Here is a 20575-nt window from a genome sequence, read left to right as displayed (position 1 = left end):
CCAGTAAGAATGCGCAGCAGCGCCTTCTTCATCATAACTTTCCGCACCAAATCACGGGTTTTCTGGAAACGCAAAAGCCCGGGAAGGCTTGAGCGCTTCCCGGGCAAGGCGAAAAAAGTCTTACTTGAGTTCGACTTTCGCGCCAGCTTCTTCAAGCTTCTTCTTGGCGGCATCGGCGTCAGCCTTGGCCAGACCTTCCTTCACAGGCTTCGGAGCGCCGTCGACCAGGTCTTTGGCTTCCTTCAGGCCCAGGCCAGTGATTTCACGCACAGCCTTGATGACGCTGACCTTGTTGGCGCCGACTTCTGCCAGCACAACGGTGAACTCGGTCTGCTCTTCAGCAGCGGCAGCAGCGCCACCAGCGGCGGCGGGAGCGGCCACAGCAACAGCGGCGGCAGCAGCCGACACGCCAAACTTCTCTTCCATTTCCTTGATGAGCTCGGACAGCTCGAGCACGGTCATGCCGGCGATAGCGTCAAGGATTTCAGCTTTAGATGCCATTTTAAGAACTCCAGATAGATATAAATGCCAGGGTTGGGTATCGCCCGGTAAAACGAAGCGCAAGGCCGCTTAGGCGGCTTCCTTCTGGTCGCGCACAGCCGCGAGGCCGCGAACGAACTTGGTCGGAACTTCGTTGAGCGTACGCACAAATTGCGTGATGGGTGCTTGCATCGTACCCATGAGTTTCGAGAGCAACTCTTCACGGGAGGGCATGGTGGCCAGAGCCTTCACACCATCCGCGGACAAGAGATTATTGGGCAGCGCGCCGCCCTTGATCACCAGCTTGTCGTTGGTCTTTGCGAAATCAGCAAGTACTTTTGCGGCAGCGACGGGATCGGTGCTGATGCCATACATCAGCGGACCGGCCAGCTGGGCGGAGATCTCCTCGAAGGAGGTACCAGCCACAGCGCGACGCACCAGAGTGTTCTTGAGAACACGCAGGTACACGCCCGACTCACGCGCGGTTTTGCGCAATACGGTTACGGAGGCGACGTCCAGACCACGGTACTCGGCGATAATGATCGATTGGGCCTGCGCAACCTGTGCGCCGACTTCTTCGATGACTACCGCTTTCTCTTCACGATTGAGACTCACGGTTTGAACACTCCTTCTAACGACGCTTGAGAAAGCCTCTTGCGTCAACCGAATGCGGCGCACCTGGTCGAGTTCTTAGTACAACAAGAAATCTTCCATGGGACGCCGTCTGCGCTGGACCCAAGCCTGTATGGCCTGAAATTAAGCGCCGCCGTACATCAATACTGCCGTCCGGCGTGGCTCCAGCGGTCTTTGACAGCTATGCCGGAGGCTTTCCGGCATGGCCCAAAGTTCTGTGCTGCGCAGCGATCAGGCTGCGAGCGAAGCTACTTCAACGCGAGCACCGCCGCCCATCGTGGACGAAACGGCCAGCTTGCGCAGATAAATACCCTTGGCAGCGGTAGGACGTGCTTTGTTCAGCGCGTCGACCAGGGCATTGAGGTTGGTTTGCAACTGTTCCACGCCAAACGAAGCGCGGCCGATAGTTGCGTGAATGATGCCGGCCTTGTCGGTACGGTATTGGACCTGACCTGCCTTGGCGTTCTTGACGGCGGTGGCGACATCGGGCGTGACGGTGCCAACCTTGGGGTTGGGCATCAGGCCGCGGGGGCCGAGGATCTGGCCCAGGGCGCCCACGACACGCATGGCATCGGGCGAAGCGATGACGACGTCAAAGTCGATCTGGCCACCCTTGATGGTCGCGGCGAGATCATCCATACCGACGATTTCCGCACCTGCGGCCTTGGCGGCCTCAGCCTTCTCGCCTTGGGCGAACACCGCCACACGCACCGACTTGCCGGTGCCCGCGGGCAACACGACCGAACCGCGAACGATCTGGTCGGATTTTTTAGGGTCGACACCCAACTGAACCGCAACATCGATGGACTCATCGAACTTGGCGGTTGCGGTTTCCTTTACCAGTGCCAAAGCTTCGGCGACCGGATACAGCTTGGTGCGATCAATCTTGGCGGCGATAGCGGCCGCGCGCTTGCTCAACTTGGCCATGCTTACACCCCTTCGACAGTGATGCCCATGCTGCGGGCGGTACCGGCAACCGTACGAACGGCAGCGTCGAGATCGGCAGCCGTCAGATCGGGCTGCTTGGTCTTGGCGATTTCTTCAGCCTGGGCGCGGGTAAGCGTACCGACCTTGTCGAGGTGAGGACGCGCCGAACCCTTCTGCACGCCACTGGCCTTCTTGATCAGAATGGTGGCCGGCGGCGTCTTCATGATGAAGGTGAAGCTCTTGTCGGCATAAGCGGTGATCACCACGGGGATCGGCAGACCGGGCTCCAGGCCCTGCGTCTTGGCGTTGAACGCCTTGCAGAATTCCATGATGTTCAGGCCGCGCTGACCGAGCGCCGGACCGATGGGGGGTGATGGATTAGCCTTACCAGCCGGCACTTGCAGCTTGATAAAGCCAACGATTTTCTTCGCCATGCTTTACTCCTTGCGGGTATTAACGCCGCCTATACGAGACAGGCGGCTCCCCGGGGTTGAAAATTCAGGTTTTCTCGACCTGACCAAAATCGAGTTCGACAGGGGTGGCACGGCCAAAAATGGTAACCGTGACGCGCACCTTGCTTTTCTCGTAGTTGACGTCTTCGACGTTGCCGTTGAAGTCTGCGAAAGGACCTTCCTTGACGCGGACCATCTCACCAACCTCGAAGAGAATCTTGGGCTTGGGCTTCTCGACGCCCTCTTCCATTTGCGAGAGGATTTTTTCGACCTCGCGTTCGGAGATCGGTGCGGGCCGATTACCAGACCCACCCAGAAAACCGGTTACCCGATTGGTGTTTTTCACCAAGTGCCAGGTTTCGTCTGTGAGATCCATCTCGACCAGCACATAACCTGGATAGATACGGCGCTCAGTGATCGACTTGCGACCGCCTTTTACCTCGACCACCTCTTCGGAAGGAACGAGAATGCGGCCGAAGGATGTTTGCAACCCGGCACGCTCGATGCGTTCCAGGAGCGCCTTGTGCACGCTTTTTTCCATGCCGGAATAAACGTGTACGACATACCAACGCTTGCTCATTTGTGCCCTTTAATTCCAGCCCAGCAGCAAGCCGTAGATCACCCAACCAAGAAGCTTGTCGATAACCCACAAAAACAAGCCCATGACGACCACGAAGGCAAACACGATGCCAGTCATCTGGGTAGTTTCTTTGCGGGTCGGCCAGACAACGCGCTTTACTTCGCTGTAGGAATCGCGACCGAAACTGAGTGTGCGACGCCCCGGCTCGCTGAACCAGGCGATCAGGCCGGCAACCACAAGGCTGCCCACGAATACACCCACGCGTACAACAGCGGGTTGGCCTTCCAGTATCGAATAGCCGACTATGCCTGCGATGATGACGAGCACCGCCAACCCCAGCTTGACGCGATCTGCGGCACTGGTAACGGTATCTACATTGCTATTCGACATAATTCGGCAGGTGGCGCCGCGACGGCGGCTTGATGACAGAAGGTCTGGCAGGGGCAGTAGGAATCGAACCTACAACCTTCGGTTTTGGAGACCGACGCTCTGCCAATTGAGCTATACCCCTAGACTCTGAAAGCGATGAAGCCGTACGGCCCACCGCCCCCTTTTCAAACTACTGATTTTACAATCATTACTACTTTTTTGCCGCTTTGCGGCACAACATGATCGAAAATCTGATTTCGATCGCGGCTGACGCACCAGGCGCCAGCCGGTATTGCGTTACTTACTTGGTGATGCTGGCCACGACGCCGGCGCCAACGGTACGACCACCTTCGCGGATAGCGAAGCGCAGGCCTTCTTCCATGGCGATCGGGGCGATCAGGCTCACCTTCATCGACACGTTGTCACCGGGCAGTACCATTTCCTTGTCCGCCGGCAGCTCGATCGTGCCCGTCACGTCCGTGGTGCGGAAGTAAAACTGGGGACGATAGCCCTGGAAGAACGGCGTGTGACGGCCACCTTCGTCTTTGGACAGAATGTACACCTCGGCGTTGAAGTCCGTGTGCGGCTTGATCGAGCCGGGCTTGGCCAGAACCTGGCCGCGCTCGACTTCCTCGCGCTTGGTGCCGCGCAGCAATATACCCACGTTGTCCCCAGCCTGGCCCTGGTCCAGCAGCTTGCGGAACATCTCTACGCCCGTGCAGGTCGTCTTGACCGTATCGCGGATACCGACAATCTCGATTTCCTCGCCAACCTTGACCACACCGCGCTCGATACGGCCCGTGACCACCGTGCCACGGCCAGAGATCGAGAACACGTCTTCCACAGGCATCAGGAACGTGCCGTCCACCGCGCGCTCGGGCGTGGGGATGTATGAGTCCAGCGCCTCGGCCAGTTGCAGGATCGCCTGCTTGCCCAGCGGACCTTCGTCGCCTTCGAGCGCCAGCTTGGCCGAGCCCTTGACGATGGGCGTGTCGTCGCCCGGAAAATCATACTTGGACAGCAGCTCGCGAACTTCCATCTCAACCAGCTCGAGCAGCTCTTCGTCATCAACCATGTCGGCCTTGTTCAGGAACACGATGATGTAAGGCACGCCCACCTGGCGAGAGAGCAAAATGTGCTCGCGCGTTTGCGGCATCGGGCCGTCTGCAGCAGACACCACCAGGATCGCGCCGTCCATCTGCGCAGCACCCGTGATCATGTTCTTCACATAGTCAGCGTGGCCCGGGCAGTCAACGTGCGCGTAGTGACGGCTCTTGGTCTCGTACTCTACGTGCGAGGTGTTGATCGTGATGCCGCGCGCCTTTTCTTCGGGCGCGTTGTCGATCTGGTCGTAGCCGCGCGCCGCGCCGCCAAATTCCTTGGCCAGCACCGTCGTGATCGCTGCCGTCAGCGTCGTCTTGCCGTGGTCAACGTGACCAATCGTGCCGACGTTGACGTGAGGTTTGGTCCGTTCAAACTTCTCTTTTGCCATGGCTGACTCCGATGGAAAGATGCTGGTTTAGTGCTATGTAATGATAAAAACTGCTGGTGCCCATGACGCGGATCGAACGCGTGACCTCTCCCTTACCAAGGGAGTGCTCTACCACTGAGCCACATGGGCATCTTGCCAGCCCCTGCATAACATGCAGAAACCGGAATACCGCAAACTGGAGCGGGTGAAGGGAATCGAACCCTCATCATCAGCTTGGAAGGCTGTTGCTCTACCATTGAGCTACACCCGCGAAGGATTCTTCCTGCCCGTCACACGCAGCGCGCCTTGCAGGCGCGCCGTATGCCAGTTTGTAAATTCTTGGTGGTGGGAGTTGGATTCGAACCAACGTAGGCGCAAGGCCAACAGATTTACAGTCTGCCCCCTTTAACCACTCGGGCATCCCACCAGAAGCGAACTATGAATTATGAGCCCTTTTAAAAATGATGTCAAGCAGTGGCCAGGGCCGGACGCTGCGCCCACGTTACAAAAAGGCGACATTGGACGATGCACCGGCCGCGACGCGCGGCAGGTGCTGTCTTTTCGCCGCTTTCGCCCAAGCGGAGCATTGGCCGGTGTCGCGGCTTGAAGTGGCTTGACGTGACTTAAAGCGGCTTGAGAGAGCTAGAAGAAGGTAAGGCCAATAGATACGATGAGGCCGGTGACAAAAAGCTGGATCAGGCAATATCCCATGATGTCTTTGGCTTTCAAGCCTGCGATCGCCAATACAGGCAACGCCCAAAAGGGCTGGAGGAGATTGGTCCAGGCATCTCCCCAGGCCACCGCCATGGCCACGCGCGGTATGTCGGCACCCAGGGCGTGCGCACTGGCGATCACCACAGGGCTTTGCACCGCCCATTGGCCGCCGCCGGAAGGGATGAAAATATTGACGATGCCGGCGCTCATGAATGTCCAGAAGGGCAGGCTTTCGGCCGTGGCGAAGGATGTCATCCAGTCGGACAGGCTGGCGGCCAAGCCCGAATGCATGATGATGGCCATGATGCCGGCATAGAACGGAAACTGGATCACGATGCCGGCAGCACCCTTGATGGCGTCATCAAGGCTATCGAGCAGGTTGCGAGCATTGCCATGCAGGACGATGGCCAGGAACAAGAAGGTGAAATTGATAATGTTGAGGTTAAGGCCACCGTTGCGGATGACGTAATAGTTGAACATATACGCCAGCCCGGCAAAACCAATCAGCATCGCCAGCAGCTTGCTGTTCTCCAGACGGGCGGCTGGGCGGGTGTCGGTGCTGCCATGCCGCGCTTTGTCTGCAAGTGCGGCAGGATCGACATACACGCTGTCTTTTTCATCCGGCATCATCCACCGGTTGACCAGCGGCACCACGATGAACATGGCCAGCACGATAATCAAGTTGTAGCTGGAGAAGATTGTGTCGGCTGTGGACACGACACCGATCTTGTCGGCTTGGAAGTGGCCCTCGGTGGCGATGGTCAAGGGGATGGAGCCCGCCAAGCCGCCGTGCCAGACTACAAAGCCGGAATAGGCACTGGCAACGAGCAAGCGATAGTCCACACGCACACTGCGGGCCAGTTGCTTGGCGAAAAGGGCACTGACAACCAGGCCGAAACCCCAATTGATCCAGTTTGCAGCCAAGGCCACGACGGTAACGAGAATGATGGCTGAACCGGGCGAGCGCGCCAAGCCTGCAAGCGCGGCCAGAATGCGTTTGACCAGCGGTGTGCTGGCCATCATATAACCGGCCACAAGCACCAGCACCATCTGCATGGTGAAAGCCAGCAGGCCCCAGAAGCCGTCGCCCCACATGGTGACAACCTCCATGGGGGTTTTCTGCTCCACCAGCACCGCCGCCAAGCCGGCGAGCAGCGTCAGCAGCACAACAAAAATATAAGGGTCGGGCAGGTACCGCTCAACCAGCTTGACGGATGAGCGAGTCAAGGCCTTGAACATCTTCTTGCTCCAGCTGTAGTACCGGGTCGCAGCCTGGCAGGCCGGAACCGCGACCAGAAACTTAACGAGGGAAATACACGGGACGAGGTGCCGAGCATGGCGGTGATCGCCGTGCTAACCGCAGCGCCTGGGCCGGATTCGGTGAATGCAGGCGGATGCTATCACGACACAGAATGCGATAGCCTGATCTTTAATAAGGGAAAACCCGTGTTTCTGTTACAACTCAGGCCCTTGAAACCGCAAGGTTTGAACATTAAAGAATGACGTCACGCGCCGTGGGCAGAGCAACAATGAGCAAGAGGGCTTGCACCCCCTTTTTTGTGTCAACAAAGCAAATAATGCGCTGAAAAACGGTGGATCAGCGGTCGAGCAGGGCGGACATGCCTTGACGTTCGAGCAAGGCGTTCAGGTGTTCCCAGCCGTGAAAGTCGATCATCAACTGGCCCTTGTCTTTGGCGCCGATTTTCAGGCTTACCCGCGTACCAAGATAATCGGACAGTGCTTCTTCCAGGCGTTTGGCGTCGCCGGACAGAGCGGCGGGCTTGCGAGCAGGCTTTTCTGCGGCATCAGCGTCGCGTTGCACACGGCTGACCAGTTTTTCAGCTTCACGCACCGATAGCCGGCGGGCAATAATTTCGTTGGCCAGCAAAATCTGATTGGCGGCATCGACAGCAAGCAGGGCGCGTGCATGACCCATGTCGATGTCGCCCGCGAGCAGCATGGTTTGTACCGGTTCGGCCAGGTTGAGCAGGCGCAGCAGGTTACTGGTGGCCGAACGTGAACGGCCAATCGCCTGGGCAGCCTGTTCATGCGTCAGTGCAAACTCATCGAGCAGGCGGCGCACGCCGTGCGCTTCTTCCAACGGATTCAGGTCTTCGCGCTGGATATTTTCGATCAGGGCCATGACGGCAGCGTTTTCGTCTGCCACTTCGCGCACCAGTACGGGGACATCTTTCAGCCCCGCCAGCCGCGCGGCCCGAAAACGACGTTCGCCGGCAATGATTTCGTACCGGCCGGCGGCACCGCCTGAAAGCGGCCGCACCAGGATGGGCTGCATGATGCCCTGTGCGCGGATGGAATCGGCGAGCTCAGCCAACGCACCTTCGTCCATCCTGGTACGCGGCTGGTATTTGCCCGCCTGAAGCAAATCGATGCTGAGGGAGGAGGGCAGGCCGGCGGACTCTTGTTTGCCAAGGGTATTGATGACTTTGGCGTCTTCGCCCAGCAAGGCGTCCAGGCCACGGCCCAGGCCTTTCGGTTTTCTCGTTGCCATAATGATTTCCGTTAGTTCAGATGCGCGGGCGGGCTTGTTGGCGCAAGGCTTCTTTCTTGACTCGACGCAGTAGCTCGTCGCCGAAGTCGAGGTAAGCTTTGGCGCCACGCGAGCTGCGGTCGTAGACGATGCCGGGCTGCCCGTGGCTGGGTGCTTCGGCCAACCGCACATTGCGCGGGATAATGGTTTCGAAGACCCGGTCGCCAAAGTGCGATTGGATCTGCGCGGCGACCTGCTGCTGCAGGGTAACGCGCGTGTCGAACATGACGCGCAGCAACCCGATCAATTGCAGACTGGGGTTAATGTTCTGGTATACACGTTTGATGGTGTTGACCAAGTCGGACAGGCCCTCAAGGGCAAAGTATTCGCACTGCATGGGGATGATAACGCCATGCGCGCACGCCAGGCCGTTAAGTGTGAGCAGCGACAGAGTAGGAGGGCAGTCGATGAGAATGAAATCGTAGCCGTCCTGGACCTTTTCGATCGCCTTCTTGAGCTGCTGTTCACGCTCGTCCATTTGGATGAGATCGATTTCGGCACCAGACAGTTCGCGATTGGAGGGCAGGACATCGTACCCACCCGATTCGGACTTTACGGTGGCCTGTTCGATGGACGCATTGCCAATGAGCACCTGATATAGATTGGTGGTGGCCGCATTCTTGTCCACGCCGCTGCCCATGGTTGCGTTGCCCTGGGGATCGAGATCGATCAGTAGCACACGCTTGTGCAGGGCCGCCAGCGCGGCGGCCAGGTTAATTGCCGTGGTGGTCTTTCCGACGCCGCCTTTCTGGTTTGCGATGCAGAAAATATTGGCGGTATTGTTTGGGTTCATACGGCTCCTTGACGGCTCATCCATACCAGGCAGCGCTGCGCGTCGAGCTCCGGTACCTGCAGTGGTACAACATTGACAACGCGCCAATCGGTTTGCTTGGCCAATTCGGCAATTTCCTCTTCGGGCTGCACGCCTTTCATGGCCAACAGCCACCCTCCTGGCGCCACATGCCGACCAGCCAGCGATGCAAAATCGGCCAGCGACGCGAAAGCGCGGGATACAACAATATAGGCCTGTGCGGGCGCCAGTTTTTCGATGCGCCCATGCACCGCCTGAAGGTTAGGCAGGTGCAGGGTGCCCGCCATCTGGCGAACAAATGCCATTTTCTTTTCAACTGCATCTACGCACTGTATGCGCCAGCCTGGACGCATGATAGCCAAGATGACGCCTGGCAAGCCTGCACCGGAGCCAACATCCATAATGAGTGGCTTATTTACTGTATTTTTATACAGTAATTTATCTATGGGCCCGACGATGGAGAGACTGTCGAACACATGCTGTACCAGCATCTGCTCAGGTTGCCGCAGTGCCGTCAGATTATAAGTGCGATTCCATCGTTGCAGTTGGCCAATGTAAGCCTGCAATGTGGCCGCCTGCTCATCAGAGACAGGCAGCGCCATCGCTGCACCGGCCGTCTGGATACGGGCGCTGAAAGTATCAGTGCCGGACATCAGGCGGCTCGTTTCCGTAATTGCATACGCTTGATATGTATAAGCAGAAGAGAAACAGCGGCCGGTGTAACCCCCGAGACGCGCGCGGCTTGGCCGATAGTTTCAGGGCGGCTGGCTTTGAGCCGCTGACGCACTTCGATGGAAAGAGAAGTGATGCCGTCGTAATCGATGTCTGCAGGGATAGGTTCAGACTCTTGAGACGCCTGCCGTTTGATTTCCTCTTGTTGCTTGGCAACGTATCCCGCATATTTGATCTGGATCTCAACCTGTTCAGCCGCCACCGGATCCTCCAACGCTGGACCGCCCGGCACACTGCCATCAACAGATTGCAGTGTGGTAAGTATCGCGTAGTCGACTTCGGGACGCTTGAGCAGGTCGTGCAGCGAATACTCGCGCTCCAGAGGCTTGCCGAATACCCGCTTCGCGGTTTCGTCTTCAAGCATGCGCGGGTTGATCCACGTGGACTTGAACCGTTCAATCTCGGCGGCAACTGCATCGCGTTTTCGATTGAACGCATCCCAACGGGCATCATCCACCAAGCCAAGCTGGCGGCCTATTTCAGTCAGGCGCATGTCGGCGTTATCTTCGCGCAAGCTCAAGCGATACTCAGCACGCGAAGTGAACATACGATATGGCTCGTTAACCCCACGAGTGATCAGGTCGTCCACCAGTACGCCCAGGTAAGCGTCGTTACGCTTGGGCGCCCACTGCTCACGGCCAAGGGCCATGCGTGCTGCATTCAGGCCCGCCAACAGGCCCTGCGCGGCGGCTTCTTCGTAGCCCGTGGTGCCGTTGATCTGCCCCGCGAAAAACAAGCCAGCAATCGCACGGGTTTCCAAGGTGGGACGCAAAGCCCGAGGGTCGAAATAATCGTACTCAATCGCATAGCCCGGCCGCATGATCACTGCATTTTCCAAACCGGGCAGCGAGCGTACCAATGCAATCTGGATGTCGAAGGGCAAGCTCGTCGAAACACCATTCGGGTAGATTTCCGTCGAACTGAAGCCTTCGGGTTCCAGGAAGACCTGGTGGCTTTCCTTGTCGGCAAACCGGTGGATTTTGTCTTCAATGGAAGGGCAATAGCGGGGGCCGATACCTTCGATCGTCCCCGCATCGCTGTACATGGGTGAGCGGTCTAGCCCAGAACGAATGATTTCATGCGTGCGTGCATTGGTATGAGTAATCCAGCAGGGTAACTGCCGGGGATGCATCGATGCCGCGCCCATGAATGAAAACACCGGCACAGGGTCGGTATCCCCCGGCTGCATCTCTGTTTTGCTGAAATCAATCGTGCGGGAATCGATGCGGGGAGGCGTGCCTGTCTTCAGGCGGCCTTGTGGCAGCTTGAGCTCGCGCAAGCGATTACCCAACGATATCGACGGAGGATCGCCGGCCCGGCCGCCTGAATAATGATCCAGGCCCACGTGAATCAGGCCATTCAGAAACGTGCCGGCAGTCAACACAACCGAGCGAGCGCGAAACCGCAAACCGATTTGTGTCACCGCCCCCACGACGCGATCACCTTCCAGCATCAGATCATCAACGGCTTGTTGAAAGATCGTAAGGTTAGGCTGGTTCTGCAGGCGTGTCCTGATTGCTTTCCGATAGAGTGAGCGATCTGCTTGTGCACGGGTAGCGCGCACAGCTGGACCTTTGGATCGGTTGAGAATCCTGAACTGGATGCCGGCTTCGTCGGTGGCCAATGCCATCGCTCCGCCAAGAGCATCAACCTCTTTGACCAAATGTCCTTTACCGATTCCACCGATAGAGGGATTGCAGGACATCTGCCCTAGGGTTTCCATGTTGTGTGTAAGAAGGAGGGTTCGTGCGCCGGCACGTGCTGAAGCCAGGGCGGCTTCCGTGCCAGCATGACCTCCACCGACGACGATGACGTCAAATTCGTCCGGATAAATCATTTTCGCTCGAGCGAGTGTGGGCATTTAATGGGCAATTATAGCCGGTGGGGTTTCAATCCGGCCAACTGATTCTGCAATTGTTGCAGCAATACGGAAAGTAGCTGTTTGTCTCTCTCACCGTACCCTCAGACAGATCTTTGTGCTCGAGCACGGTCAGCATTTGTTCCACGTGAAACACTATAAGTTGCTCCTAACTAGGGATCACAATCTCTTAATCCAGTAGTGATGAATAGAGCTGTGCAAGGCCTAGCTTCAGTATGCAATACGTATGCGTATCCTTACGGAAAAAATCACACTTCGCTTTCTCCCGCCGTTCGGGTTGTAAGCTGCGATGTTCGCGCCGGGAGTGCACTGTTTCACGTGGAACAATCCTACTCCAGCAAACACTCATGTTTCACGTGAAACACTGTCTGTCTGCGTAGAAGAAGGGCCGCACAACATCTCGAAAGCTGAAGTGCCACTGGAACGAATCTCCCATTTGAGTACAAAACCCATTCCGTACACAAAGAGAACATACGATTGCACTGCGGCACTATTTAGGCACCCCCACAACTTGCAATAGGGAGCAGGCGTATGGTTTCACGTGGAACAATCCCAACAGCTAGGGCGACGGGTGTTGAGGTCACCATGAACCTATCTGAGCAATAGCCGATAACGCGAGCGTACGAGTACAACAGTGTCCGGCGATCCCTGGCCCGCACACCATGAGAGATTTAAAATAAAAATTAACGCAAGTATCGGCCTTGGATGCGATGCCAAAGGCAGGTTCAAAAGCTGAATCAGGGAACGCGTATCAACTGCCCGCAGCAAGCTCTTGCGTAAAGGAGGCAACCGCACTAATGAAACAAGATTGCAAGTAAGTAATGCCACGAGAAAAGCCTTCAGTCCCCTGTGGACAACCTTGTGAATAAGCAGTGGAAGAAAACTGAACAACTAAAAAATGGGGATAACTCTGTGGGAATCGTATGTATATCGCGTGGACAAGCGCACTAAACCTTTGATTCTACGATCGAAATTGGATAAACAAATACTCAAGCACCAACCAAACATCCCCCTGGTGTAATCCTTTGCCCGACTTTCTTGTGTTTTTTTCTCAATCCTTAAAGCTCAAGTCGACCTTAAAGCTCAACTCGATATACTTATATATAAACAAAACTACCAATAAACCCCATCACCACGCGGCCATATTGCTACGTCATCGAGTAACATAATAACCATATATCGGCAGCCGGCTGAAAATCATCGGTGCAAAACTAAATTAATAAAAAAATTAATAAAAACAAAAACGCCCGCCAAAGGCGAGCGTTTCAGCTGCACCGTGCACCAGTGTTGGTACACAGCGTGAGGCTTGATACTTACAGCGGGCGGATACCTGCTGCCTGGGGACCCTTGGGCCCATCCTTGACTTCATACTCAACTTCCTGGCCTTCGTTCAGGCTGCGATAACCGCGGCCTTCGATAGCGGAGAAGTGAGCGAAAACATCGCTGCCGCCTTCATCAGGAGTAATAAAGCCGAAACCTTTATCGGCATTGAACCATTTAACTTTGCCCTTTTGAGCCATGATTTGTAGCGTCCTAAAAAATAAAAAAAAGCGTATAACCAAGGACGCCGGCGCGAACCAGCCATTTATCCCCCGGTAGCACCGGAAAATATTAACCGGCCGAAATGAATAAATGATTACCACCCGCGAGCCACGCGCGCTGCTTGATTAAGACGGCACTCGTGAGCATAACCATGCGAACTGGCGTTATCAAATGCTAGTTAACCCGTATGTGGTATTTTTTCGTCATATTTCCCCATCCCGCCGCGATAAAGTTTGATCACAGCCTCTGTCTGAAGGCATAACTCTTTCGTCTGACTATCCCCATGAATTTCGAATCGAAACTGCCGAATGTCGGCACGACAATTTTTACGGTCATGAGCCAATTGGCGGTAGACCATAATGCAATCAACCTTGGACAAGGTTTTCCGGATTTCAACCCGGATACTGATCTGCTCGATCTTGTCTGCAAAGCCATGCAGAACGGCCACAATCAATATCCCCCGATGGCCGGCATTGTGGCATTGCGCCAGGAAATCGCCGACAAAATGGAAACCCTGCATGGCCGGGCTTATGACTGGGATACCGAAATCACCGTTACCGCAGGTGCAACCGAAGGCTTGATGACCAGTATCCAAGCGTTTGTGCGCGCGGGAGACGAGGTTGTCATTATCGAGCCGTTTTACGACCTGTACATACCGGCTATTGAGCTGGCAGGCGGCAAACCGGTGGTTGTGCCTATGCTTGCGCCTGACGCCGCCCATGCCACCTATCGTGTCGACTGGCAGCAGGTGCGTGATGCCATATCGGCGCGTACCCGCATGCTGATCGTCAATTTTCCGCACAACCCCACTGGCATTTGCCTACAAAACGATGACATCGCTGCGCTGGAACGGATTGTGGAGGAGACCGGGATCCTGATCTTATCGGACGAGGTGTACGAGCACCTGGTGTTTGACGGCCACGAGCATCTAAGCCTGGCCCGCAGCCCGATACTCGCCCCTAATACGATCGCCGTGTTTTCGTTTGGCAAAACCTACAGCGCGACAGGTTGGAAAGTGGGCTACTGCTGCGCCCTTGCCGCACTGACCAGCGAAATCCGCAAAGTTCACCAGTTCACCGTTTTTACTGTGACCTCTCCGATGCAAGCCGGCTTGGCCGAATACATGAAAAACCCTGACCCATATCACGCGCTGCCTTTGTTTTACCAGCAGAAGCGCGACAGGCTTGCCCGCGGACTGGCTACTACACGCTTCCGCCCCTTGCCTAGCCAAGGCACGTTTTTTCTGGTGGCCGACTACAGCGCAATCTCCGATATGCCCGAAGCGGAGTTTGCGCGGTGGCTGACCACAGAGCACGGTGTGGGTGTGATCCCATTGTCGGCGTTTTACCGCAACCCCAGTGCGGCTCAATCCAACCATGGGCTTGTGCGCTTTTGTTTTGCCAAGCGCGATGACACGCTGAACACCGCCGTCGAACGCCTGCAAGCTGTGTAAGCGGGCCTTTTCCAACATCTGCCTGTTGCTTCCTCCTTTTCTGACCTGGCGAAGTATAGCGCTGCTTAAAGTTCTGTGAAGCGAGGCTGGCAGGGTGGGATCTAAGGGGTTTTTAATAACTTCTTTTATATGAAATTGGTAATGATGATGGGTGTCTGTGGATAACTGGGATAACTAAGGGAACAGTGCATAGGCGTTGGCTTTCCGGGCTTTTGGATGATGGGCATAAGGTCTGTTTTTTTGGTGGATGGATTGCGGACAATTTTTCGCTTTGAAGTGTTGTGCATCGTTATCCAGAACTCATCAACAAGCTATGCACATTTCCGCTTCCCTCTAGTTATCCACAGGCTGTACGCGGCGTCGCCCGTAAATTTATTTTGAAACTATTTGTAAATACAAGGCGAAGAATAGAGGGCACAGAAGGCCAGAGGGGCGGATTGTCCCCAGCAATAGCCTCATTCCGCCAGTACAGCCCGAAAATTGTCATGTAAGGCGTCTTGGAGCGTGCCATGTGGCATGCGACGCCTGAGCCTTGCCCTCCGGATGGCTGCTTGAGCTGACGCGGTGCAGCATTGCATAGCCGGGATGGGCGGCACGCGCCCTGCCTGCCTACAATGCAAGCAAAAACATCGAAGCGGAGAAATGCGATGACGACGCGATACGATGTGAGCGGTGCCCAGGCAATGTTCGAACCTGGCTCAGACGATCAGGTATTGGCCAATAAGCTTGGCATTTCTTCATCCGCCGATATGGACGAGGCGGAACTGATACTGCTGCAGAAGCTGTATCACTCAGTGCTGGAAGATAATCTGCCGCTGGGTAGATTGACGATGGCGCATATTCGCACCTGGCACCAACGCTGGCTGGGCAATATTTATGTCTGGGCTGGCCAGCCGCGCTCTGTGAATATGAGCAAAGACGGGTTTCCCTTTGCGCCCGCCGCACAAGTGCCGCGATTAATGACGGAATTTGAAAAGGTGTATTTGGCGCGTTATACGCCATGCGTCGGTTTTGCCCGCGATAAACTCGTCGAAGCGATCGCGGTCGTCCACGTGGAATTTATTCTCCTCCATCCATTTAGAGAAGGAAATGGCAGGATTTCACGCTTGTTGGCAGACGTTATGGCTGCACAGGCCGGGTTTGGCCCTTTGGACTACACGAGTTGGGAAGCCAATCGCGCCGGATACATTGCCGCTATACAGGCTGGCCTGGGCTGCGACTATGCCCCCATGCAGAAGTGGGTAGATAAAGCGCTGGCGCGTTAATAGCGGGAAGATCAGGCAGAAGCTAGCGCAAGCTGCTGGAACTTGCTGGTTTGAGCCTTGAGCAGACTTTCGAGATCTTTGATGGGCTGGCCCGTTTCGATAGCCGTGGAACTGGCTACCGCGCGGATGATGCGCAATTGCAGCGACAGGGAGGTATCGGCAATGATTGCGGGCTCGGCGTTCATTGAGAGGCTGGTATTTTGCACAGGTCGATTATACGCTTTTATGGGCTTGATATAAAACGATAATATCGCTCAGCTGTTGCATGAACGCACGGCAAAGCGGTTGTTGGCGCCATCGCGACTAGGCGGCTTCCTGCGGCATGGCTGATGCTGGCAACCCGAAAATGCGGTCAAACATCAGATTGAATGCAAAGGTATAAGCCAGAAAGAACAAGAGCAGGCCAATGTCCAGCACAAAGGCTTGCCAGAGTGTGATGTTGAGCCACCAGGCGAACAACGGTACCAGCATGAAGACCAGGCCGCCTTCAAAACCGATGGCGTGTGCGACGCGGCGCAGGATGCTGCGGCCGCGTCGGGTTTGGCGTGCTTCCCAGTATTCGAACAGCGTGTTGAAGACCACATTCCAGATGATGGCGATGATCGACGATGTAACTGCCGCGACCGTGGCGTGGCCCAACCCGTGGCTGGTCAGTGACGACAGGCCGAAGCTGGTTACGATAATGGCGATCAGTTCGTACAGGGTGACGTAGACGAGTTTGCGTTTTATGCCCTGCATGGCTGCTGTAAAGAAAAAATCATGAAGCGGGTCGGACATGGTCGCGACACAGTGGAAGTGGCATTGTAGCCAATGGCATATTTCAACGCCGCGTCACGGAGGTATGAACATGGCATCGGACAATGGCTTGCCTGATACGCTACTGCAACGCCCCGTGCCTGCCGCAGTCGCTGTAGTGGTGCGAAACGGGTGTGTACTGATGGTGCAGCGCGGCCGGCCACCCAACGCGGGCCGGTGGGGCTTGCCGGGGGGCAAGATCGAATGGGGCGAATCGATGCTGGCGGCGGCGGAGCGCGAATTATGCGAAGAAACTGGTGTTTATGCGCAGGCGCGGCAGGTTGTTACGGCGGTAGAGGTATTGCATCGCGATGAGGGGGGCACCGCGATATGGCATTACGTGCTTGTCGTGGTGCTGTGCGACTGGCTGCGGGGTGAGCCGGTTGCGGGCGACGACGCAGGTGATGCGCGCTGGGTGCCGGTGGATGACATGGACAGCCTTCCCCTGGTGACCAGCACCGATGTTGCTGCGATAGTGCGGCAGGCAATGGCGTTGCACAGATAATGTAGTAGGGCCGTGGGCGCGGTGTTTCTCCGAGGCTTGGCGATGCAAGCGCCTGATGCGGTTTATGCCTTGTGGTGATTCAGGGTTTAATCGGCGCCGCAGGCGCCTGCCATTTGCGCGGCGGCGGCGTATATTGGCGAAAGCGCGATAGTATGGTCTCCAGCGAGTTGGTGAATACCAGCATGTCGGCATACGATTGCAGCATGAAGCCTTCAGCGACCATTCTTTGGGCCATTTCGTGTACGGGATCGTAATAGCCGTTGATATTCAGGAAGCCGCAGGGTTTCTGGTGTATGCCCAATTGCGCCCATGTCCATTGTTCGAATATTTCTTCCAGCGTGCCGCTGCCGCCAGGTAGTGCAACAAAACCGTTGGCCAGCTCAGCCATCTTTGCCTTGCGCTCGTGCATTGTGTGTACGACGTGCAGATGAGTGAGCCCCGTGTGTGCGATTTCGCTGTCGACCAGCGACTTGGGCATGACGCCATATACCTCGCCGCCTTCGGCCAGCGCGGCATCGGCCATTGCGCCCATCAAGCCAACGCGGCCGCCGCCATAAACGATGCCTATGCCTTGGCGGGCCAGTAGGCGCCCGGTTTCGCGGGCTGCGTCCAGGTATGCTGCCTGGTTGCCGACTTTCGAGCCGCAGAAAACGGCGATATGGGTGATGCGTTGCGTCATGCTGGGTGGGGAAGGGCGTAAAGAAACGAGGGTATTCCAAAGAAGGCTTCAGAAGCAAGGCCGCATATCAGTGGACTGCTGGCATCAAGTAAGAATGCCCGCCCCTCTAAACCGGACAATCCTGCTATCCACCGCTGAGGGGTCTTGTCAGCGAACTGCTGATGGAAATGCGGCCGTTGTGGGTGTGCGCTTATACGTATGATGCAGTCTTGAAGGGGCGGGATAAAATGCGTTGTCACTGCGGCAAACGGTTGTAGCCAACAAGCTCTGTCGTTGCACCCACTATTCAAGGCCAGGCAGGGGCAGCAAACCCCGGTGCGCGGCCCGGCAGATTTCCTGATAGGAGATGCGGCATGAAACAGCAATCCCTGGACATGATCACTCGCTTGGTCGGGTTCGATACGGTGTCCCGCAATTCCAATCTCGCATTGATCGATTATGTGCGCGAGTATCTCGAAGGCTTTGGTGTGCAGAGCCATCTGGTGAAAAGCGAGGATGGGCGCAAAGCAAACCTGTATGCGACGGTCGGACCAAGTGTGGAAGGCGGTGTGGTGCTGTCGGGGCATACAGACGTAGTGCCGGTGGACGGGCAGCCATGGGATAGCGACCCCTTCGTCATCACACAGAAGGACGGCAGGCTGTTCGGACGCGGCACTTGCGATATGAAATCCTTTATTGCCATCGGGCTTGCCATGGTGCCGGACATGATCCAAGCGGGGTTGAAGCGGCCCGTGCATTTTGCGCTGAGCTACGACGAAGAAGTGGGCTGCCTGGGCGCACCGGCCATGATTGAACGCATGGTGAGCGATATACCGCAGCCCAGCGCCGTAATCATTGGCGAGCCCAGTAGCATGGCGCCCATCATGGCGCACAAAGGGATGGTGGCTATGCGCACGACGGTTATCGGCCACGAGGCGCATTCAAGCCAGATACAGCGCGGCGTCAGCGCGGTGATGACGTCGGCGCGGCTGATCACGTTTCTGGAAGATATGATGGCCGAGAACAAGGCGCGGGCCAATCCGCAAAGCCCCTTCGTACCACCGTATACCACTATCCACGTCGGTGTTGTGCATGGCGGTACTGCTCTCAATATCATCTCGCGTGAATGCTCATTTACGTGGGATGTGCGAATGCTGCCCGGCGACAGCGAGCGCACGTATCTGGATCGTTTTCACGCCTATTGCGATAGCCTGCTCCCGGCAATGAAAGCCGTTTCGCCCGATACCTCGATCACCACTGAATTGATCGCGTATGCACCCCCACTGACCAGCGACGGCGACGACGAGGCTCAACGCATCGCCATGCGGCTCTCGGGCTGCGCATGCTGTGGTGTCGTCCCTTATGTCACCGAAGGCGGCCTGTTCCAGCAGCGCGGATACTCCGTCGTCGTATGCGGGCCGGGCTCTATCGATCAGGCGCACCAGCCTAACGAGTACATTGATATCTCGCAGGTGGAGGCATGTGAGGTGTTTATGGGTAAGTTGATACATAGTTTGAGCCTGAATGACGACACGATAGTGGCATAGGCTGCGGTAGTGAAATCATTGGCGCAACAGAATATATTGAATCTATTGAAGAACAAAAGGAATGTCAGGATGTCGTGGACAAGCAGAAAGGTGGCTTATCAACTTGGTGGTGAGGTTATTCGCGGGACGTTTTATCTGCCGGGCGCCAAGGATGGTCAACCGTTGCCGTGCGTAGTGCTTGGCCATGGCTGGGGCATGGTCGCAGGGGGTGATCTCGAAGAATATGCGCACGCTATCGTTGCACGCGGTATTGCCGCATTGACGTTTGACTATCGACACCTGGGAAAGAGCGACGGCCAGCCACGTCAGCATCTTGATCCCAATCGTCAGATCGAGGATTTTTACGCAGGCATCAGCTTTGTTCGAAGCCAGCCGGAAATCGATGGAGCGCGTATCGGTGTCTGGGGCTCAAGCTATGGCGGTGGCCATGCCTTGAGCGTGGCGGCGACGGATCCGCGTGTTAAATGCGTGGTTTCCCAGGTGCCAACGATAAGCAGTTGGCGGGCTGCTAAAGAACGGATGACCACGGAAGCCTGGACGGCGCAGTGGGACGCGTTCATCGCGGATCGTGAGGCGGTATTTGCGGGTGCTGACATGAAGACGCAGAAAACCGTGAGCGATGATCCAGCGGAACGGGTGACCTATCCCGATAATGCGTCGTTTGAGTATATGGCGTCTGAAGGCCGGCGCTGTCCTGAATGGCGTGATTACACAACGCTGGCGTCCGTAGCCTTGGCGCGCAATTACGAGCCGGGAAGCTACCTTTACCGAATCACAAGTGTGCCGGTGTTGATGATTATTGCCGACCAGGACACCACGACACCTTACCAGCTTCAGCGCGAGGCATTCGATGCGTTGACCACAACCAAGAAACTGCTGGAAGTTCCGGGTGGGCATTACTCTGTATATCGGGAGCATTTCCAAGAGACGAGTACGGCCGCAGCGGATTGGTTTGAGGCGCATTTGTCGATAGGTTCGTAGATCTCCATCAGGATCTCCATCAGGATTGATGGGAGTGCTGCCTTGGCTCCTTGATGGCGAATTCCTCGACGATCCAGGTGGCTCACTTGCGGAATGGCACCGCACGTTCAGCATTCGCTTTGTAGCCTATGGCGATGATGGCAGTCAGGTTGTAGTGCTTGGTGTTGTAGGTTACTGGCCGCAGCCGGGTACTTGGCGCAAACGGACGTCGATCATCACGATTTGCCTAG

The 20575-nt window shown here is 56.3% G+C and carries 21 protein-coding genes and 4 tRNA genes; 5 read left to right on the top strand and 20 right to left on the bottom strand.

Features of this window, described 5'->3' with window-relative positions:
• Positions 1-120 precede the first annotated feature (120 nt).
• The 17 genes from rplL to LOL23_RS04055 form a co-directional block, all read right to left on the bottom strand.
• Entirely contained in the window at positions 121-501 is a 381-nt protein-coding gene (rplL, locus tag LOL23_RS04135) for a 50S ribosomal protein L7/L12 (protein WP_160977542.1), read from the bottom strand.
• Between the two features lie 69 nt (positions 502-570).
• Positions 571-1095, bottom strand: coding sequence for a 50S ribosomal protein L10 (gene rplJ, locus LOL23_RS04130; protein WP_160977540.1), 525 nt, complete (start codon positions 1093-1095; stop codon positions 571-573).
• A gap of 249 nt (positions 1096-1344) precedes the next feature.
• On the bottom strand, positions 1345-2040 hold the full coding sequence (gene rplA, locus LOL23_RS04125; protein ID WP_160977538.1) for a 50S ribosomal protein L1: 696 nt from the start codon (positions 2038-2040) through the stop codon (positions 1345-1347).
• A 2-nt stretch (positions 2041-2042) separates the two neighbouring features.
• Positions 2043-2474: a 50S ribosomal protein L11 gene (gene rplK, locus LOL23_RS04120; protein WP_160977536.1), complete on the bottom strand. Its 432-nt coding sequence runs from the start codon at positions 2472-2474 to the stop codon at positions 2043-2045.
• Between the two features lie 64 nt (positions 2475-2538).
• Complete coding sequence (nusG, locus tag LOL23_RS04115) at positions 2539-3072, bottom strand: transcription termination/antitermination protein NusG (RefSeq protein WP_160977534.1); 534 nt, start codon at positions 3070-3072, stop codon at positions 2539-2541.
• Positions 3073-3081: 9 nt separating this feature from the next.
• On the bottom strand, positions 3082-3462 hold the full coding sequence (gene secE / locus LOL23_RS04110) for a preprotein translocase subunit SecE (RefSeq protein WP_160977532.1): 381 nt from the start codon (positions 3460-3462) through the stop codon (positions 3082-3084).
• A 45-nt stretch (positions 3463-3507) separates the two neighbouring features.
• Positions 3508-3583: transfer RNA gene (locus LOL23_RS04105), tRNA-Trp, on the bottom strand.
• Between the two features lie 159 nt (positions 3584-3742).
• Positions 3743-4933, bottom strand: a complete 1191-nt coding sequence (tuf, locus tag LOL23_RS04100) for an elongation factor Tu (protein ID WP_160977530.1) — start codon at positions 4931-4933, stop codon at positions 3743-3745.
• Between the two features lie 54 nt (positions 4934-4987).
• Positions 4988-5062, bottom strand: a tRNA-Thr gene (locus LOL23_RS04095).
• Positions 5063-5109: 47 nt separating this feature from the next.
• Positions 5110-5183, bottom strand: a tRNA-Gly gene (locus LOL23_RS04090).
• Between the two features lie 69 nt (positions 5184-5252).
• Positions 5253-5339, bottom strand: a tRNA-Tyr gene (locus tag LOL23_RS04085).
• A 215-nt stretch (positions 5340-5554) separates the two neighbouring features.
• Entirely contained in the window at positions 5555-6865 is a 1311-nt protein-coding gene (locus LOL23_RS04080) for a short-chain fatty acid transporter (protein ID WP_160977528.1), read from the bottom strand.
• A gap of 358 nt (positions 6866-7223) precedes the next feature.
• Positions 7224-8138: a ParB/RepB/Spo0J family partition protein gene (locus tag LOL23_RS04075; protein WP_160977526.1), complete on the bottom strand. Its 915-nt coding sequence runs from the start codon at positions 8136-8138 to the stop codon at positions 7224-7226.
• A gap of 16 nt (positions 8139-8154) precedes the next feature.
• Positions 8155-8970, bottom strand: coding sequence for a ParA family protein (locus LOL23_RS04070; RefSeq protein WP_160977524.1), 816 nt, complete (start codon positions 8968-8970; stop codon positions 8155-8157).
• Complete coding sequence (gene rsmG / locus LOL23_RS04065) at positions 8967-9641, bottom strand: 16S rRNA (guanine(527)-N(7))-methyltransferase RsmG (protein WP_160977522.1); 675 nt, start codon at positions 9639-9641, stop codon at positions 8967-8969. The genes LOL23_RS04070 and rsmG overlap by 4 nt, the downstream gene beginning before the upstream one ends.
• On the bottom strand, positions 9641-11557 hold the full coding sequence (gene mnmG / locus LOL23_RS04060) for a tRNA uridine-5-carboxymethylaminomethyl(34) synthesis enzyme MnmG (RefSeq protein ID WP_237173206.1): 1917 nt from the start codon (positions 11555-11557) through the stop codon (positions 9641-9643). The genes rsmG and mnmG overlap by 1 nt, the downstream gene beginning before the upstream one ends.
• Before the next feature lie 1355 nt (positions 11558-12912).
• Positions 12913-13119 (bottom strand): cold-shock protein, encoded by a 207-nt coding sequence (locus LOL23_RS04055; RefSeq protein ID WP_160977518.1) that lies wholly within the window; start codon positions 13117-13119, stop codon positions 12913-12915.
• 305 nt (positions 13120-13424) lie between these two features.
• On the opposite strand from LOL23_RS04055, the gene LOL23_RS04050 reads away from it, so the two are divergent.
• Together LOL23_RS04050 and LOL23_RS04045 are read left to right on the top strand one after the other, a co-directional pair.
• Positions 13425-14594, top strand: a complete 1170-nt coding sequence (locus LOL23_RS04050; protein ID WP_160977516.1) for a methionine aminotransferase — start codon at positions 13425-13427, stop codon at positions 14592-14594.
• Positions 14595-15241: 647 nt separating this feature from the next.
• Complete coding sequence (locus LOL23_RS04045; RefSeq protein WP_160977514.1) at positions 15242-15859, top strand: Fic/DOC family protein; 618 nt, start codon at positions 15242-15244, stop codon at positions 15857-15859.
• Positions 15860-15870: 11 nt separating this feature from the next.
• Here LOL23_RS04045 and LOL23_RS04040 read toward each other — a convergent pair whose 3' ends face one another.
• A complete protein-coding gene (locus LOL23_RS04040) occupies positions 15871-16044 on the bottom strand; it encodes a hypothetical protein (protein ID WP_202411623.1) in 174 nt (57 codons plus the stop codon).
• 118 nt (positions 16045-16162) lie between these two features.
• Positions 16163-16597 (bottom strand): PACE efflux transporter, encoded by a 435-nt coding sequence (locus tag LOL23_RS04035; protein WP_160977835.1) that lies wholly within the window; start codon positions 16595-16597, stop codon positions 16163-16165.
• A gap of 109 nt (positions 16598-16706) precedes the next feature.
• Between LOL23_RS04035 and LOL23_RS04030 the strand changes: the two genes are divergently transcribed.
• Entirely contained in the window at positions 16707-17159 is a 453-nt protein-coding gene (locus LOL23_RS04030) for an NUDIX hydrolase (RefSeq protein ID WP_160977512.1), read from the top strand.
• A 79-nt stretch (positions 17160-17238) separates the two neighbouring features.
• Here the strand turns inward: LOL23_RS04030 and LOL23_RS04025 are convergent, their stop codons facing one another.
• The gene (locus LOL23_RS04025) at positions 17239-17838 is read right to left on the bottom strand and encodes an LOG family protein (protein WP_202411622.1); all 600 of its coding nucleotides are present in this window, start codon (positions 17836-17838) and stop codon (positions 17239-17241) included.
• A gap of 353 nt (positions 17839-18191) precedes the next feature.
• Here LOL23_RS04025 and argE point away from each other — a divergent pair, with 353 nt between their 5' ends.
• Positions 18192-19364 (top strand): acetylornithine deacetylase, encoded by a 1173-nt coding sequence (gene argE, locus LOL23_RS04020; protein WP_237173205.1) that lies wholly within the window; start codon positions 18192-18194, stop codon positions 19362-19364.
• A gap of 69 nt (positions 19365-19433) precedes the next feature.
• Positions 19434-20345, top strand: a complete 912-nt coding sequence (locus LOL23_RS04015) for an alpha/beta hydrolase (RefSeq protein ID WP_160977831.1) — start codon at positions 19434-19436, stop codon at positions 20343-20345.
• The last annotated feature ends 230 nt before the right edge of the window (positions 20346-20575 follow it).

The organism is Paracandidimonas lactea (genome assembly GCF_021653995.1).
Classification (GTDB): domain Bacteria; phylum Pseudomonadota; class Gammaproteobacteria; order Burkholderiales; family Burkholderiaceae_B; genus Allopusillimonas; species Allopusillimonas lactea.
This window is presented reverse-complemented; position numbering and strand designations above follow the sequence as displayed.

What these genes read in the sequence shown, in the direction of transcription:
- rplL (WP_160977542.1), bottom strand. Translation starts at nt 501, where the DNA reads ATGGCATCTAAAGCTGAAATCCTTGACGCTATCGCCGGCATGACCGTG.
- rplA (WP_160977538.1), bottom strand. Translation starts at nt 2,040, where the DNA reads ATGGCCAAGTTGAGCAAGCGCGCGGCCGCTATCGCCGCCAAGATTGAT.
- rplK (WP_160977536.1), bottom strand. Translation starts at nt 2,474, where the DNA reads ATGGCGAAGAAAATCGTTGGCTTTATCAAGCTGCAAGTGCCGGCTGGT.
- nusG (WP_160977534.1), bottom strand. Translation starts at nt 3,072, where the DNA reads ATGAGCAAGCGTTGGTATGTCGTACACGTTTATTCCGGCATGGAAAAA.
- secE (WP_160977532.1), bottom strand. Translation starts at nt 3,462, where the DNA reads ATGTCGAATAGCAATGTAGATACCGTTACCAGTGCCGCAGATCGCGTC.
- tuf (WP_160977530.1), bottom strand. Translation starts at nt 4,933, where the DNA reads ATGGCAAAAGAGAAGTTTGAACGGACCAAACCTCACGTCAACGTCGGC.
- LOL23_RS04080 (WP_160977528.1), bottom strand. Translation starts at nt 6,865, where the DNA reads ATGTTCAAGGCCTTGACTCGCTCATCCGTCAAGCTGGTTGAGCGGTAC.
- LOL23_RS04075 (WP_160977526.1), bottom strand. Translation starts at nt 8,138, where the DNA reads ATGGCAACGAGAAAACCGAAAGGCCTGGGCCGTGGCCTGGACGCCTTG.
- LOL23_RS04070 (WP_160977524.1), bottom strand. Translation starts at nt 8,970, where the DNA reads ATGAACCCAAACAATACCGCCAATATTTTCTGCATCGCAAACCAGAAA.
- rsmG (WP_160977522.1), bottom strand. Translation starts at nt 9,641, where the DNA reads ATGTCCGGCACTGATACTTTCAGCGCCCGTATCCAGACGGCCGGTGCA.
- mnmG (WP_237173206.1), bottom strand. Translation starts at nt 11,557, where the DNA reads ATGATTTATCCGGACGAATTTGACGTCATCGTCGTCGGTGGAGGTCAT.
- LOL23_RS04055 (WP_160977518.1), bottom strand. Translation starts at nt 13,119, where the DNA reads ATGGCTCAAAAGGGCAAAGTTAAATGGTTCAATGCCGATAAAGGTTTC.
- LOL23_RS04050 (WP_160977516.1), top strand. Translation starts at nt 13,425, where the DNA reads ATGAATTTCGAATCGAAACTGCCGAATGTCGGCACGACAATTTTTACG.
- LOL23_RS04045 (WP_160977514.1), top strand. Translation starts at nt 15,242, where the DNA reads ATGACGACGCGATACGATGTGAGCGGTGCCCAGGCAATGTTCGAACCT.
- LOL23_RS04040 (WP_202411623.1), bottom strand. Translation starts at nt 16,044, where the DNA reads ATGAACGCCGAGCCCGCAATCATTGCCGATACCTCCCTGTCGCTGCAA.
- LOL23_RS04035 (WP_160977835.1), bottom strand. Translation starts at nt 16,597, where the DNA reads ATGCAGGGCATAAAACGCAAACTCGTCTACGTCACCCTGTACGAACTG.
- LOL23_RS04030 (WP_160977512.1), top strand. Translation starts at nt 16,707, where the DNA reads ATGGCATCGGACAATGGCTTGCCTGATACGCTACTGCAACGCCCCGTG.
- LOL23_RS04025 (WP_202411622.1), bottom strand. Translation starts at nt 17,838, where the DNA reads ATGACGCAACGCATCACCCATATCGCCGTTTTCTGCGGCTCGAAAGTC.
- argE (WP_237173205.1), top strand. Translation starts at nt 18,192, where the DNA reads ATGAAACAGCAATCCCTGGACATGATCACTCGCTTGGTCGGGTTCGAT.
- LOL23_RS04015 (WP_160977831.1), top strand. Translation starts at nt 19,434, where the DNA reads ATGTCGTGGACAAGCAGAAAGGTGGCTTATCAACTTGGTGGTGAGGTT.